Here is a 16,626-nt window from a genome sequence, read left to right as displayed (position 1 = left end):
ACCATCTCAAATTGCTTTCAGGCGGTCGCGTAGCGTTGCCCTCCGAAGGCGGGTGTCCAAGCGTGTTCATGCCGAAGGAGTTTAGAAGAGGTTTGAAATTCAAGGACTGCAAGATCCACGTCCGTCACTCTACCCCGGCTGGGCGACGCGCGCTGCGGAGGCGCGTCCCTCGCTATAAAGGACCGGGTTCGCGGTGTGCAGGAACAGCGAAAAGTCATTTACGTGCGAAACACAATGTTCGGCCGCTCCAATGGCTTTTATGGTACTGCCGACGGTCGCTTCTTCTCTAAGAGCTGGCGTCGTTGTGCTTGTGTGAGGTCGCCGACCGCAAGGACTTGAACTCGACTGTTGGGGTCCTCAGCCTCACTGCGGCGCTGCCGGTTGTCGTCTCGTTGCGGCTGGAGCGGTGCGTCACTGCCATCACCGCCGCCGAATCCCAAGAATTCGACCATGATGATCGAGGGGCGATCATTGTTGGTGGGCGCGGCCGGCTGAGCCTGCTGCGTCGCTGCCGTCATATTGTTGACACTGGTCAATGCCGCGACCGGCGGCGCCTGCACCGTCGGAAGGCCGGTCGTGGTGCCCTGCACCTGGATGTTCGCGGCATTGATGATCTGCAGCGCCGCGAGATTGACGTTGCCGGACACACGAATACCCGCTTCGCCCGCATCGATGGTGCCTAGCGGCGCGATCAGGTCGACGTCGCCGGGCGGAATGCCCGGGATCGGGTTCAGCGTGGCGATGCCCGCACCGGACGACGGCACGTTCGGCGACAATGTCACGCCGCCATAATTGTCGTAGACACGCTTCGGCGGCGTATAGACGATCGTGGTCTTTGCACCGCGGCCGGCATTGATGTCGCCTTCCGCCGACCAGGCAAGGATGTCGCCACCGAAGGTCGTCATGATGCGCGACAGCCCGAGCAGGATCGAGCCTTTGGAATACATCTGGATGTCGCCCGAGCCTTGGGTGACAACGCCGGCCGTTGCCGGCGGCACCTCGCCATCAACGCCGATGACGATCTGGCCTGCCGGGTTGAGCACCTGGATGTCACCGTCAAACTGGGTCCGGAGCCCCGAGGCACCGAACAGGACCAGGTTGCCATCACGCATGATGGGCTTTCCTGATGTATCCGCCACCGGAAACAGCATGGCGATGGCCTCGCGGCCGCGGAGATACGAACCATAGCGCGGGCCATTCACGTCGTTGTATTCACGCCCGCCCGCGCGAAGCTCGGCATAGTACACCTCGCGCAGGAGTACGCGTTGCTGCTCCGGCGCCAAGCGGGCGAAGAAGGCTTGCGCGTCCATGCTGGCCGGGTCGAAGACGACGGGCGTGCCGTCATCGGCAAACCGCAGGCCGGTATCTCGCCCGAAGCGTGTCGTCAGCCACTCCGTCAGTTCTTCCTTGTAAGTGTGCGCCACCTTGCCGGGCTGATCGGCCAGCGGATGGCCGGGGGTGAGGTCGGCCTGATTGGCGGGATCGAGGTAGCGCGCGGCAAATGCCTCCCAATCCGGACCGGCCACTCCGACACCAGCCTGGATGGCGAGGCTGGCACCCGAGCGGGTATCGCCGACGGCAACCGGTCCGATACTGGTAATGCTGCCCAGGTTGCCCTGATAGATGTTGCGTGCGGCCGTGACTTCCAAGCTGCCAGGGCCGGCGATCTGGACATTGGCGTACCAGATGTCGCGCCCGGCCTCGATGACGGACACGTCATTCTCATTGGTATTGAGAATGAAGCTGGCCACGGGAGTGCTGGCGTTGGTAAGGCCATAGACCCCGCCGCCCTTGGTCTGGCCGAAATTGACGATGTCGCGACCGGCGCGCACCGCAACCGCTTTGGCGCCCGAATAGACCTTGGCTAGATTTCCGGTTTGACCCACCTGCCCGAGCGTGACGTCGACCACGTCCCCTTCCACGGCATAGATCCGAATTGGGTTTCTGTCGCCCTCATGCAGGCGCGCCGGATCAGCAAAACGCGCGGGATCGGCGTCGGCGCCGGACATTTCAAAACGTGCACCTTGATTGGGGGCGTCAATATACCTGTCAGCCGCGCCGTAGATCGAATCCCGTGCCAGCAGTTCCAGTTGCCCCTCCGGCGAGGCCGCGAGCTTGAGGATGACCGAGCCGACGCCGTTCCCCGGGGTAGCGTTCTGGTCGCGCAAACCGCTGTAATAGATGCTGCCGTTGGCCGCTATCGCGTTGAAGCTGGGGGGCAGGATGTAGGTGTTCGCCTGCCCGTTAATGACTTTATTCTTTTCTTGGTTCGCATAGTCCTTGGTGTTGTAGGGAACCAGATTGCCGCCGGCCGAAAACAGTTCGATGCCGGTGTTCGCGCGCCAAAGGGCCGTCTCCGCCGTGGCCAGAGCACCCACGCCGCCCAGCACCAGGTCACCCCGCGTGCGCAAGGTGGTAAAGCCATCGCCCGGCAGCACGATCACCCCGCCTTGCGGACCGTCGGCGCCCAGCATCGTGGCGCGCGTGGGGTCTGGCGCGCGCGGGTCGTTGAGTTCGTTGATACCGTAGAGCAACGGCACCGAACCGATGGCACCCGCGCTGATGCTGACGTCGCCACGCAGGTTGGTGAACACGCCGTTCAGCCCGTCATCGGCGTAGGCGTCGCCGCTCGCGGGGTTGAGGTGGCCGCCGACGGACACCGTGACGTCGCCTCCCCCTTGTGCCCCGACCGTCAATCCGGTGCTTTGATAGGTGTTTTGGTCGAACGAGGTTACGGTCGATGCGGTCATCTTGCCCGCATCACCGCCAATGCGGATCGTGACGTTGCCGCCGCCGAGCGCGCCAAAGCCAACGAAGCCGGTGGCCTTGTTGGCCCAGTTGCTGATGGTGTCGGTATTGAGCGTTCCCGTCGTGTAACCGCTATAAATCAGGCTGGTCATGCCCCCTTGGGCGGCGACATAGAGGTTGGCGGGGCTTTCGTCGCCCCAACCCTTGGTCGAGACGTTGTAGATAGAACCCTGTGACAGGTTGCCGCCGACCAGGATATCGAGATCTCCTGCGCCGGTGCGCAGGACACTGGCTGCCGGAGCCGAACCAGAAAGGATGTGATAGTCGCTGAGAGTGAGATTGCCTGAACCGGCCAATGCACTTCGTGCGGTGAGCGTGCGCGTCGCGGCGGCAGCCAGATCGGCTCCGGCAACGAGACGGATTGACGCGGATGAAGATCCCGCCGCCAGCACCGCAGCATCAGGCGACGTGGCTGGCTGAGCGGCCACACCAGGTGAAATCAATGTCTTCGCAAGGGACGGGAAATCAGCCGTCCCAATGACCGAATCCGGCACCGAGAGCCCGCTGAAGACCGTTCCAGCGGGTATCGTTTCCCCTACGCTAAAGATGTAGCCTGTTGCGGCATCTTTGGGCCTGAAGCCCGCGTTGGCGTAGACTGTCGCCGCTGGCACGGTCCAAGCGGCTGTCAAATAGACCGTCTGCGTGGTGCGATAGAAGCCTCCGAGCGGGGCGAGATGGCTAAAGTAACTGTCAGTGGTGATGTCTGTCACGTAACCGGAATATTGGGCCGGAACTCCCGGTACCGACTTGAAGCCATCCGAGATGCTGCCGTTGATGTCCAGATTGCCGCCAGCGCGGATCACCAGAGCCATCGCTTCGCCTGCGCCATAGGTGGCTGAAGTCGTATCGCGAACCTGCTTCGGTCCATAGCGGTATCCCGCAAGATCGATGTCGCCCTTGACCACAAGGCGGCCGTCCGACGTGGCGCTGACGATCTCCACGCCGGGTCGCAGGTGGAATGCGTCTTTGTAAGCGAGCAGGCCTTGCAACCGGCCGCGCAGGCCAGCCTCGAGCACGCCGCCGGCGACGTCGCCGCCGTAGACATTTTCGATGAACTTCTGGCTGTCCTGATCGACCAGACCGAGCCAGGCTTGGGTGATCTCCTGGGTATCCGCGCTGCCGGCCTGATATGGCGCGTTGGCATAGACAGCCACGCCGTTGAGCATGATGCTCCTGGCTCCACGGATATCCAGCGCACCGGCGGCGTCGATCGCGATGTCGTTGCCGGTGGCGTTGGCGGGTGCGTCGACACCGGTGGCGCTGGGAGCGGTCGAGCCCAGGCGTGGGGCGTTGAGCGTGAGCTTGCCGCGCGACACGCCGTCGGCCGAACGCAGGTCGAAGATGGCGCCCGGGTTCAGCACCAGGCGACCGTCGCGGGTGGTCAATTCGATCTCGGCGGTATTTTCGGCGCCGATGGCGGCGCCTCGGCTATCGACCCTGAGCACGCTGCCGTGCGCATCGAGCGCGCCATTGACGATGACGTCATCCCGCGCGGCCAGGCTGATGCGGCCCACGCGCGCGCCGCTGGCGTCCACCGTGCCATTGACGACAAGGCTGCCGCCGTCCGCGGAGACAGAGATATCGTGCGCCTTGAGCTCATTGCCGATGATCAGGTCGCCCTGCTTGAGCACGAAGCGGCGGCTCTCGGTGAAGCCGGCGTCGTTGAGGCGGGTGTTCAGGGCCGCGAAGTCGCTGTTGAGTTGCCCCACATTTGCGCCGATCCTCTGGGCGCGGATATCGAAGGAGCCACCGTAAGCACCTGAACGGCCGCTGCCCAGGAGGGCGCCGCCGAGCAGCACACCGCCTTGACCCGAGCCGGTCGCGGTGAGCGTGAGACTGCCGGCGTCACTTCCTTTGGCCGATACATCAATGACGGACCCGGCGTTCTGGACGATGTTGCCGGACGTGCTTTCCAGCAGCACGTCACCGCCCCACGAGTATTTCGTCACGTCGAAGAAGCCGATGCTCTGGCCGGACAGATCAAGATGGCTGTTGGCCCCCAGCAGCACATCATTGGCCGCAACCACGGCGAAGCGGCCGCTCGGCAGGTAGACGGTTGAATCGAGGTTGACCGTACCGCCGGAGGTGATGTCGATGCTGGCGCCCAGCGCCGAAGGTGTGGCGGCGGACGGCGAAGCGCCGACGGGCCGGACCAGGCTGACCGCCTGGCCGGCATACAGGGACAAGGTGGCACCGGGTTCTCCCGTCAGCAGCGGCGTGGCGAGATTGAGCACGCCGCCCGTACCGGCGTAGGTCTTGGGATTGAACCCGCCGGAAGGATCGGCGCCGATGGCGTAGACCGACAACGTCCCTTCGTGGTTGGCGGTGATGGCTTCGCTGGCGTTGAGGTTGACGGTCGAGAAGCCGAGCGCCAGCCTGTCGAGCGTGACGGCGGTTGCCGGCCTGCCGTCGGCAGGATAGCCCAGCACAATGTTGCGTGCGTTGACGGTCAAGCTGCCGGTGCCCAGCCCGGCCGGCAAGATCGCTCCGGGCGTGGCGCTGGTATTGTTCTTCAGCAAGCCGTTCCACACCAGGGTATCCACCGTGATGCTGGCCGCGTCACCCGTACGCCCAGCGCCATAGATGGCCGGAGTTTCGAGCACCAGTTGGCCCAACCTCTGGCCGGCGCCGCTAAAGTTCAGATCGACGCTGCCGTAGAAATTCAGCGATTGGCTCGCCGAGAGGATCAAGTTTTCGATCGCCGGCGCGCCGATGGCCGAATTGCCGGTCAGCAACAGATCGAGCAAGCGCTGATCAAGCGCAAGGCCCGCCGGCAACGTGCCGGCCGCAGCCAGCGCGTCCTCGTTGCCGATATTGATCGACGGCAAAGCCAACGTCAGTTGGCGGGCGGCCAGGAGCGGCCTGCTCACAAAAGTCACGCCTTGCGTGACGAAACCAATCGAACCTTCGGCATAAAGGCTGGCTCCGTCGCCGATCGTGATGGTGCCATTCGTTTTGAGAGAACCAACCTGCAGATAGCCGTTGGAGACCGCCAGCAGGGAATTGACGAAATTTGTCGCTAGGTCGTTGACGACATACTTGTAGCCGGTAGCTCTCGAATCCGGAGCGTGCACGCCCCACCCCAGCGTGTTGATCGACGCCCCGTTCTCAATGGTGATGTCGCTACCCGCCAAGATGACTTGGGAGCTGCGCAGGACGGCTCCGCTTTCGACGGTGACCGGATTGGCGAAGAACGTCGGTGCGGCATAATAAGTATCCGAGCTGATCCCGATCTGTAGCTCCCCTCCCATAATGAGCTTGGGGACACCGCCCAGGTAAAGAGCGGGGGCACCGATGGCGTTGATCTCCGAGGCCGCCACCGGGGTGAGCTCAGCGCTGCGCTGAACCGCGCTGACATCTGCGGCGATGAACAGCTCGTTGGGCGTCGGGCCAAATTTATCTTGGCTTTTGGTCAGAATCGCAAGGCTGCCGTCGTAGCCGCCCTGCGCTCCGCCGAAGAGAGCTTGGCCATGGAAGGTCAAGGCCGCGCCGGCAAAATCAGCGGCATTGTCGGCCCCGGTAGCGAGCGATCGCAGGTCGATTTCGAGGAGCTTGCCGTCATCAGGCAGTAATGGGCGCAACGTGCCGAACGTGGCGGCATTGCTCAACATGAAGTCCGAGTATCCCTGCTCGTTATATTGCGAGTAGCTACGCACCTTGTCGCCCGGCATTACGATGAGCTGTGTGGGCAGCACGTCACGGATCGCGGTGTGGGCCACGCCCTGGTAGCCGGAGACGACGTAAGAGCCGTTGGCGAGCGACACGGCGGCCGCGAGCGGCGAGGTGGTGGTGGTGCCGAGTTCGACGCGGTAGGCACCGGGCAGCAGCGCATAGTTGGCCGGCAGCAGCGTATAGGTGCCCGCCGCGAGACCCGGCACACCGTTCGGGATCGTAATCTGCTGGCCCACCACCGGCGCGTTGCCTGTCCATTTGGCGCTGTTGCCGCCGACCGGTGGTGCAACGTCTACGCCCGGCACGATGGCATAGACCTTGTTGCTGGCATTGCTGTAGGAATTGCCGGGATTGGCGTTGGCCAAGGCGGTGGTCAGCACGTCCACCGAACCGCCGCGACCGGAGATAAAGGCCGCCCCCTGGAGCGCGCCGCCGCCGGACAAATCCAGCGACGCGCCTGCATGGACCACGACCTGCGTGGCTTCGAGTGCTATCCCGAGAGTGCCCAGAACGTTGTCGCGATCTCCCTTCCTGTACTCCCCGGTTAGCAAGTTGGCAGTGATGGTGTTGTCCTTGCTGCCGTCGACCGTGTAAGTGACGCCATCGATCGTGCCGCCATAGGGGATGATCAAACCTGCGGCGCTGACGGAAGTGATGCTGCCGGGCAGCAGTTCGATGCGGTTGTTGAACGTTTCGCTGTCGCTGACGTTGACGCCGAGGGAGATCGAACCCAAGGGCGCGCGCAGCACGCCGCCCTGGCGCACAATCGGGGCCTGCAGGGTGATGCTGCCGAACACCGAATAAGGTATATCCGGCGTGCTGCCGTCCACCGAAGCAATGGTCAGCGTCGCACCCGGAACATAGGTGTAGCTGGTGGAGGGAGTGGCCGGCGTATAGCCCGCGCTGATGGTAACGTCGGCGCCGCTGGCGGGATAGACCTGCTGGGCAGCGAGGAGAAGGTTGCCGTCGACGGCGCTCAGATTGGTCACTGGTGTCGAAACATCCGGGACCGTGCCGGCCAGGAAACGGATGTCCCCAGCGCTGGTCAGGTTCGTATTGGCAAAATGCGTCGTGACCGTATTGCGCACATCGATCAGGCTGGCGCCGACGATGTTGAAGCCGCCGCCCACGACGCTCCTGAGAGCAGGCAGCAGGACCGAGGCGGAGACATAGCCCTTGGGCACTGTGGCGCCGACATTGCCGTCCAAGAAGACGTAGGGCGCGTTCAGCGTGACATTACCGCCGGTGGCGCCCGCATAAAGGGCGCCCTTGCTCAGGGTAATGCTGCGCCCCACAGTGAGGGTTACGTCACGATCGAAGACGATGGCGTCGCGACCCCAGAGGGAAACGCTGTCGAAGCCGCCCGCTTCAATCTGGCGCGCGCTGATGCCACCCTGGCCCAGCACCAGCGTCTGGTCGACCTGGCCGGCCAGCAGACCATCAGCCAACGCGCCCGGAACGACATCCTGTCCGATGCGCAGCACGCGGCCGACCATCAGGTAGGTGGGCGATCCTATGGGGTAATAGGGCGATTCCAGCACGAGGTCGAGCGCGCCGCCCGAGGCGCCGGCGCCGCCAGCCTCTGCTTTCAGCGTGCCCTCTGCATAGATGCCGTGGCAGGAGCGCAGGCTGATGCTGCCGCCGTCGCTGGCCACAAGAGTGGGCGTGTACCCAGGCTGAATGCCTCCATACGGAGATGCCAGATCGATAACGCCCTGCGTGCCCGATGCGTCGAGGAGCGCGCCTGGCCGGATGATGATGTATGCGTCGGCCGCGTTGGCGATATTGACCGTCGCCTCGTCGCCGGGCACCCGGCCGAATTCTATCGTGCCGCCGCCGGGCACCACGCCATAGCGGCGGCCTTGCGCGTCGACAGCGACACGCGCAACCGCAGACACGTCGAGGACGGCGCGGTCGCCGATCCAGAACGAGGCCGCAGCCGGGCCGTCCCTGCTGACGAGATCGTCGGCGGGGTCAAATTTATGGGTATCAAGCAGCGAGATGGTGCCGCCATGCGCAGTGATGCGGCCGTCGACCGTGATCTGGCGGCCGCTGCCCAGGGTGACGTTGTAGCCGGGATCGACCTCAATAGATGCGCCCTCGGGGACGTAGACCCAGCCGCTAATCGCCTCCGCTTTGTCGAAGCTGTTCCGACCCGAGCTCAGTTCCAGGTCGACACCAGGGCGCTGGGTGAGCTTGGCGGCGCGGGGATCTTCCAGATAATAGTCCGGCGCCAGAAAGCGCTCCAGCACCGGATATGGGTCGCCCTTCGTGACGACGCCGTAGCTGGCTCGCGTGAAGCGCAACACCGGCATCGTAGGATGAATATCGGCATTCTGCTTGCCGATGACGAGGCCTGAATCGCCATGGATAGCGTAGCTCGAAAAGCCGCTGCTCAGGAGATCAGACGACAGGTTGAGCTGGTTGACCGGCTGAAACTGGATCGGAACGACGAGATAGCTGTCCTGCTTGAGCAGGTCGCCGGCGTGATAGGTGATGGGAACGGACACCACCGTGCCTTGAGGGACGATCTTGGTGATCGTGTAATTGAGGTCGCCGTTGCGGACCTCGACTTTGTTGGCGTAGAAGGTTGCGGGCGCTGTCAGCGTGCTGCCCTTCAGGATGGTTCCACCTACGCTTGGTTGGAATCCTGCCAATTGCCCTGCGGGATCGATGTAGTTGAACGAAAAATATCCGTCCGCGGAGGAGGCACCGTTCGGCGGGATGTAGAGGTCGGCCGTCAGCACGATGTTGTCGCCCGTCGCAACGATCAGGTCACTGGCGAGCAGACCCTGCGGTATCCTGTTTTCCAGAGGCGCCACCGCTGGCGCCGGCAGCGGCGCGCCAGCCGGCCACACGACATCCTCGGTCAGCACCACGTTCACGGGCAACACTTCGCCCGCCTGCATCGACGTTCCCAGGTTGAAGTCCCCGCCCACCACGACGATGCCGTCGCTGCCAAGGGTCAGCTTGCCGCCGCGCGTGAAACCGTAGGAGGCGACTTCGCCATCGAGTGTCAGCACGCCGTGGGCGTTCGGAGTGACGAAGGTGGTGTTTTTCGGCGCATAGTTGGCGATCAAGGTGACGTCGCCGCCAGCGCCACCCTTCGTTTTCCCGTCGGCAAGAATGGCGCCGCCAGCCGAAGCATGGATGCGCGCGCCGGCGGAGAGCGTCACGTCGCCGGTGCTGCGGACCACGACGTCGCCGCCATCGATCAAGGCGAGCCCGGAAAGACCGCCATTCGGATTGAGCAACGTGTTGGTCCACACCCCGCGCGTATCGATGAAAGAACCTGGGTTCAGGGCAATGCCGGCCCTGCCATTGGCGAGCAACAATGCCATCTCAGTACTGCCGCCATCGGCGGTCGCGCTATTCATTACATTGGTTAAGGTGACGGAGCCGCCCCTTGCAGTGATGGCAGCGTTGACGTCGACCACCGGCGCGATGAGCGAAACCGAGCCGCCGTCGGCCACCGACAGCGGGGCGTCGACCGTGATCTTATCGCCAGTAGCGAGATCAACGCCTCCGAGCTTATGGTGATTGAGGTGGCCGGCGTCGAGCCAAAGGGTATTGGTACGCCCTGCGGGCAACACACTTGTTGCGTCGAGGCCGGAGGTAACGCCCTCGACGTCGGCGATGCGCACGTCCGTATTATAGACGTTGGTGCGGCCCAGCGCCGTATACTGCCCGAGCGCCAGCGTGCCGGCCTGCGCCACCACGTTCTGTGCGAGCTTGTAGCCGTCATCAGCTCCATCCGGTCGCGCGGTGGACTGCCGTTCGCCCTGGACGACATCGGCCAGGATGTCGCCCTCGAAGATCGCGGTCGGCGTCGAGAGGATGAGCTTGCCGGCGTCGCGGCCGACGGTGTAGCCCTCCTCCCAGCGCACGCTCTCGCGGCCGCGGCCGAACGGGCTGGTCCAGACCTCGGTGACGTTCCAGCGCTCGTGCTTGCGGACGAAGCCCTGGCCGAGGCCATAGAAGGTCATGTCGGCGCGGGCGTCGTTGATGTTGTAGAGCCGGCCGTCCGAGCCGAGGAAGTTCGTGGTGCGGATATAGCCAGCGTCGTAGCGGACCGAGCCGCCGGAGATGTCGAACACGGATCCGGCCTGCGCGATCACTTCCGGCGCCGACAGCGTGATGGTGCTGCCGACCGCGCTCCATTCGCCGATCGTATGTTTGGTATTGGCGAGATAACCGCCGAGCTCAAGGAGGCCGCCCGGCGTGTAGTAGCGATCGCCGTCATAGCCCCCGGTGCCCGACGGTACATAGACCAGGTCGCGGATGTCGACCCAGACATCGGCATTCTTCAGCGCATTACTGTCGCGGTTCTGCGGGGAGTCACGCAGCTCGTTGCCCTGGATGTTGACCATGATGTTGTTGGCCGACATCGCCAGCGACACGTTGCGCACGCCGGAGACGTCGATCGTGGCGCGGCTCTCGGTGAAGATGCGCACGCCGGCGGAGACCGCCACCTGCCCGCCCTGCGCCATGGTCAGCGATCCGGCTTGTTGCGTCGCGCCGCCCTTGAAGATCACATTGCCGCCGGTGACGATCTCGATCCGCGATTGATCGAGACGATCGGCAAGCAGGGAAAGATTGTCGAACACTCCACTCGCCGATTGGCTGCGCTGCTGGTTCGCGGTGGCGGACGCCACGATCAGCGCATCGCGCTGGCTGTCGAGCGCGGTCTCGTCACTCTCGAGCTCGGGAATCACAGTGGTGACGCTGCCCGCACCCAGCGTGACGCTGCCGAGCGTGTCAGTCGCGGAGTTGAGCAGATGGATGGTGCCGCGGGTGTTGACCGAGGTCGAGGCGACGAGGATGCCGTTCTGCTCGATGGTGCGGCCGGCGAGCGTGATGTCACCCTGCGCGCTGAACACCGCGCCCTCATTGCGGACCAGTCCGGCGAAACTGTCTGTTCGCAGCAGCGGCGCGATCTCGTTGCCACGGATGGTCGAGGCGATGTTCTCATCGGTGCCATAGCCACGCCGCAGCACGAAGTCGTCGCCGGCGGCGAGCTGGGTCTGGCCGCCCGGCGTCGTGATCGCGCCGGCATTGACGACCTGTCCGCCCATCAGCAGCACAAAGCCGCCACCTGATTTGACGGACGCCGGGGCATGGGTCTGGATCTGTGCGCCTGCCTCGACACTGACGACGCCGCCACCGGTGCCGTTGCCGAGCAGCGCGGCTGCATCGATGAAGCTCGGGGTCCAGGTCGAGCCGGTCTGCGTCGAATAGATCCCGCGCAGGAACTGGTCGTCCGAGATCTTCGCGGTGGAGGCGATCAGCGCACCGACATTGATCTGGCTGCCGCCGCCGAAGATGATGCCGTTCGGATTGATCAGATAGACCTGCCCGTCCGCGTTGAGCGCACCCAGGATCTGGCTCGGCGCCCCGGTCGCCGTGATGCGATTCAGCGCCACCCAGCTCGAATTGCCGTGCTGGTTGAAATTGACCGTGGTCTGCGCGCCGACATTGAACGTCTGCCAGTTCAGGATCGCCCACGCCGCGGTCTGCTCAACGGCGACCACCGTCTGGCTGCCGCTTGTGGCCTCCGTCGGTGCATTGGCGCCGCTCCAGCCTGCCGCCATGTCAGGCATCAGGCCGCCGGGCCTCAGCCCGTTCGGAACATTGACGTTCAGCGTCGCGGAATGCGGCACGCCCTGCGCCGCCGCGCGCGCCGCATCCTGCAGGCCCCGGATCGCCTGCAACGCCTGCGTCGCTCGATTGAGCGATTGCTGGGCCTGCTGCGCCGCTTTGGCCGCCTGCTGCGCATTGGTGACGGCATCGTTGACCGCCGTCTGGGGCGCATTCATCGAGTTGGCGCCGAGCGGACGCGCGATGGCTCCCTCGACACCTCCCAACGCAAGCGCCAACGCACTTGCGCCAGCAAGCAACGCGGAACGATGACCCCGGCGGCTGGTCTTAGCGGTATTTCGTGTCAGGTCGCGGGCCATTTATGGAGACTCTCGGCAATCGGTTTTGCAGCGGCTCACAAGAACGTGGCCCTCAAAGAGGTGTGCGGAAAAACCGAGCCGCGACCGAAATGATTTTTTGCCGAGATCGAAAATAATTTCGATGATGCCGAACTCAGCCTAGCAGCGTAATGCCGCCCGGCAGCCTCGTGGCCCTTGCGCCGAAGATTTGTTCAATCTGGCCAACCACTTCGCCGATATTCGCTATTCGGAATCGAGCGTTGAAGCGTTTACGACCGAGCTCCGCATTGGTCAGCACGATCGCGCCGGATTGATATCGATTGACTTCGGCAATCACATCGCTGATAGGCGTCGCTTTGAAAATGATGACGCCGTCCTTCCAGGCGGTCACCGCCGCAGAGTCGATGGCGACCGGTTGCCGGATGCCATCCTCCGAATAAATGACCTGCTGACCAGCCAAGAGTGGCAGCGCCGCTGTTCGCTGCTCGACGTGTACCTGCCCTTGCAGGCAGGTCACACAGACGTTTCGGTTTTCGTACCGAATATTGAAAAGCGCGTCGGCTGCAACGATACGGCCGTCTGCAGCAAGAACAGTCACCGCGTTGGAGGCTTTGGGTGCAGTGACAATTGCCTCACCCCCGAGCAATTCGATTTGATCCGCGTTTTCGGCAGATCCCCGCAGGGCGATGCTGGTTCTTGTATTCATCTCAACGGAAACGTGATCGGAGAGCGTAATCTGGCGTCGCTCTCCGATGCTGGTTCGGTAGTCCGCGCTGAGTTCGCTCCAGGACGGCCAGAGACCGAGCGGGGGCCGAGCAACCAACAAACCGACGCCGGTCACGGAAGCCGCCAGCGCGCCACCAATAAGCGCTCGTCGCCCGATGCGCTCACTGGTTAAGGAAGACGCTGTTGCAGCTTCAGACCCGGGAACGACGGCATCCAGTGGCTGCACGTACCGAGCGGCTGGTTCTACGTACTTCCAAGCCCTGCTCGCCCGGTCAAACGCAGCCGCGTGCGTCGGGCTTTGTGCTGACCACCGCTTGAGGGCATCAAGGTCATCCCGGCTCGCTCCGCCGGAAGCGAAGCGTACCACCCAAGCGTGGGCTTCATGCTCCAACCGCGTTGGATTGAGCGGAAGGTGATCATTCTCCTCGGTCATCAGCCAGCGGCCCTACGACTCGCCATTCTCATACTAACCTGATCCTTTCGACGGCCGCGGACCGAAACGCTGAACGATTTTTCTTCCGAGGCGGCGGCTGCAATGGATGAGCGCCAGCTTAACTTCGATTTCAACCATACGCTGCGAAATCCGGTGACGGACCGCAATATCCTTCAGGGCAGTCCCTTCGACGCGCGACGCCAGGAGAATTGCGCGTCGCCGTGGGGAAAGTTCCGCCAGCGCTGCGGCAACGGCCTCTATCTCCGATCTTGCTTCGACCACTTGCTCCTGACTGGGCGTGTCGTCTCTCAAGTCCAGCGCTACACGGGCCTCGTCAAGCGAGATTTGCTCCGACGTTTTACGCAATTGCGCAAGGGCCTGACGATACGCGATGCGGAACAGATAACGTTGCGGTTCATGAATGACGCCGAGCTGGTTTGTCCGCTCCAGCCGCACCCAAGTGTCGTGAAGCGCGTCATCTGCACGATCCACGGACCCAAGACGCTTTGCCAGCCGCCTTTTCAGATTGTCGTAGTCAAGCAACAGCCATCGGCGCAGGAAATCACCACCGGATTCGCTCATTGCGGCCGGCTCTCTGCACGCGATCCTATCCCCGCTCGCGTCGGCGTGGAGTGGCATGAGGTCGACGATCCGGTCGGCGGATAGATCGCCATGTTGACAGGCTGCGGCATATCGGCCGGCGGCGCGCCGATCACGATACCTTGCAGGGCGACTGCCAGGGCCTGGTCCTCCGCCAAAGCACCGTCGTCAGTGACCACCTCTGCCCGTGCGATCAAGCCGGAAGGTGCGAGCCAGAACCGGAACAATGCCTCGTCGCGCGCTGCGGCGTTCGGTGCATTTCGGCACAGCGCGTCGCTGACACGAGCTTGGATAGTAGCAAAATACGGTCGATACGCTTGAGCTGCGGTGGGCGCCGCCGGATTGGCGAGCGATGTTCGGGTGGCTGGAGCGATGGTGAAGACGCCAGGCCCAGTGCTGCGCGCGTTGTACCCGGTGCCGAGGAGCAGCAATTGCAAGGCTTCAGAGGCGGTGAAGGCCCCTCTGACTTCTGTCGAGTGCTGCTGCTCTCCCAGATCCGCATCGTAAAAGATGTCGAGGCCGGTTGCGCCACCATAGGCGATCAATGCTTGCACGAGCGGCTGTGCCGGAATGTCGAAAACGATCGGCATCGTCCGACTGGACGATTGAGCAACTGCCGTTGAGCCGGAAAACGAAAGGCTGATGCTCAGTAGCGCGGCACAGCTGACACAGATGATCCGAAACAACAACAGACCGGCTTTCAAACGAGCTAGATGCCGCTCACCAGTCTATCCCGACATCGTTATGCTTTATTCGACCTGTGAGTCGGGTGCGGACGCTAGTGCCCGAATGTGATAGTTTGACGACAGGTGCGCATCGGCAGGCGCTGTCCGCCTGGAATCAGCAATCGGACACTGTCATCGATGTCGGTAGGCCTCGTTCTCAAGCCACGGCTTTGACGGATTGCTCGCGATAGCGTCCCGACTAGCGCTTGGCGCTGATCAGCCACCAGGTGAAGAGTTTCATAAGAATAGCGCCTTCCTACTGAAGGCCTGATAGCTGCTGGTGTGTCGGAATTCGACGCGAAGCTGCTGATGAACGAATTCCATTCCAGGAGTGAACGCCGGCTACCTTACTCGACATAAGCTACTTGAGGATCACCTCTGCAGCCAGCAGCAAGCTATGAGCACCGCCGGCCTGCCTCGCTATGCTGGCCGTGTCCACTCACCTCATCACATGCAGTATATTTGACTGCGTGTCGGCCGGCCGAAGCAATGGGTTTTCCCAATTGATGGCTTGTATGGCGTGCTCTTTGACTACGTGTGGTGATGCGACCAGCAGGGCTAGAGGTGTTCGGCTTGAAACAGAAGAATTGAATCTCGATGGCTGCCTTGTGGTTAGGAGATTCTCCAGGCGGCTTCGTCTCCGCCCGGTCAGGCCAAGATCATCAAGACGAACCTCTACATGCAATCACATCTTGCTCGTTGGTACAGCAGGATCAGGGAAACCGTGCATGTCTTTAAGGAAGTGCTGTTCCGACATGCAGCAGGGAACAAGACATGTGGTCGCTCCGGCTCTCAGAGCCGAAGTCACTATCAATTCGTCAGCGTCGGCTATCATGATCTCCTGAACAATCGAAAGCCTACTAAGCCCAGCGCCCGCGGGCCTATCAGGCAGCGATCTCGACGACCAGCTGTCGAAGCGATCGACCGTGACAATCGCGTCCGGCGCGCAGGCGAAGGCCGTCTCCTTCTCCTCGAACAGGGCTGGCCGGCGATACGGGCGCCAGGGCGCGAGCACATAGCGGTCGATGCCTTGCGCAGTTGCTCCGGATCGCGACCCCGCAACCCCTTCTGCGGAAGCTTGACCGAAATTTCGAACGCCTGCCCGACATAACGCATGTCAGCCGTCCGCGTGATCGCGACGTCGGCGCGGCAGTGACGGGGAACATCGCGACCGTCGGTCGAGACGTGCTGCACGGACTACTCCTGGGCCTCCCAATGCACCACACTCGCCGCACACTGCTTGTCAGATAGTGGAAAAGAGGTGGCGAACATCTCGCCACCAAGCGAAGGGATGGCCGCATCGATCTTATCGGCCGCGCAAAATGGATCGCTAGACAGGTCGAGGCGATCCAACCGCTACCGTCAGGAGTATAGGATCGTAGAAAATCGTAGTTTGGCGTACAAAATCGTGAGCGGCCCGAGACATAGGTGACAGGTCGTACCGGACACATGGGTTACACTTTTCGCTTTTTTGGGGCGGGAGGTGTGGATGCCGTGGAGAGCGAGTTCGGTGATGGAAGAACGCCTGCGCTTTGTCGCCCGCCTGCTGGATGGGGAGGCCATGACGGATGTGTGCCGGGAGTTCGGCATCTCCCGCAAGACCGGCTACAAGATTTTCGACCGCTACAAAGAGCATGGCCTCGAAGCGCTGAGCGACCGCTCCAGGCGGCCGGTCCGCTACGCCAACCAGCTGCCGGCCCAGATCGAGACCCTGATTGTCCGCCTG

The 16,626-nt window shown here is 63.0% G+C and carries 5 protein-coding genes and 1 pseudogene; 2 read left to right on the top strand and 4 right to left on the bottom strand.

The features are described from left to right. Positions 1–257: 257 nt before the first annotated feature. From K288_RS0119235 to K288_RS0119220, 4 genes are all read right to left on the bottom strand, one after another. Complete coding sequence (locus tag K288_RS0119235; protein WP_051334611.1) at positions 258–12,356, bottom strand: filamentous haemagglutinin family protein; 12,099 nt, start codon at positions 12,354–12,356, stop codon at positions 258–260. Between the two features lie 214 nt (positions 12,357–12,570). Then, positions 12,571–13,575, bottom strand: a complete 1,005-nt coding sequence (locus K288_RS50195; protein ID WP_027581033.1) for a FecR domain-containing protein — start codon at positions 13,573–13,575, stop codon at positions 12,571–12,573. Positions 13,576–13,608: 33 nt separating this feature from the next. Then, positions 13,609–14,157, bottom strand: coding sequence for an RNA polymerase sigma factor (locus tag K288_RS0119225; RefSeq protein WP_027581032.1), 549 nt, complete (start codon positions 14,155–14,157; stop codon positions 13,609–13,611). Beyond that, positions 14,154–14,879: an STN domain-containing protein gene (locus K288_RS0119220; protein WP_152535584.1), complete on the bottom strand. Its 726-nt coding sequence runs from the start codon at positions 14,877–14,879 to the stop codon at positions 14,154–14,156. Before K288_RS0119220 ends, K288_RS0119225 begins: the two co-directional genes overlap by 4 nt. Positions 14,880–15,173: 294 nt before the next feature. Here K288_RS0119220 and K288_RS54770 point away from each other — a divergent pair. Continuing rightward, positions 15,174–15,366, top strand: a pseudogene (locus K288_RS54770) (hypothetical protein); the annotation flags it as partial. Between the two features lie 1,047 nt (positions 15,367–16,413). Further along, a partial coding sequence (locus K288_RS45895) for a helix-turn-helix domain-containing protein (RefSeq protein ID WP_244443180.1) occupies positions 16,414–16,626 on the top strand: 213 nt, incomplete at its 3' end.

The sequence above is a fragment of the Bradyrhizobium sp. Ai1a-2 genome, assembly GCF_000426245.1.
Lineage (GTDB): Bacteria > Pseudomonadota > Alphaproteobacteria > Rhizobiales > Xanthobacteraceae > Bradyrhizobium.
The sequence above is the reverse complement of the archived record's forward strand: the minus strand, read 5'-3'. Positions and strand labels throughout refer to the sequence as shown.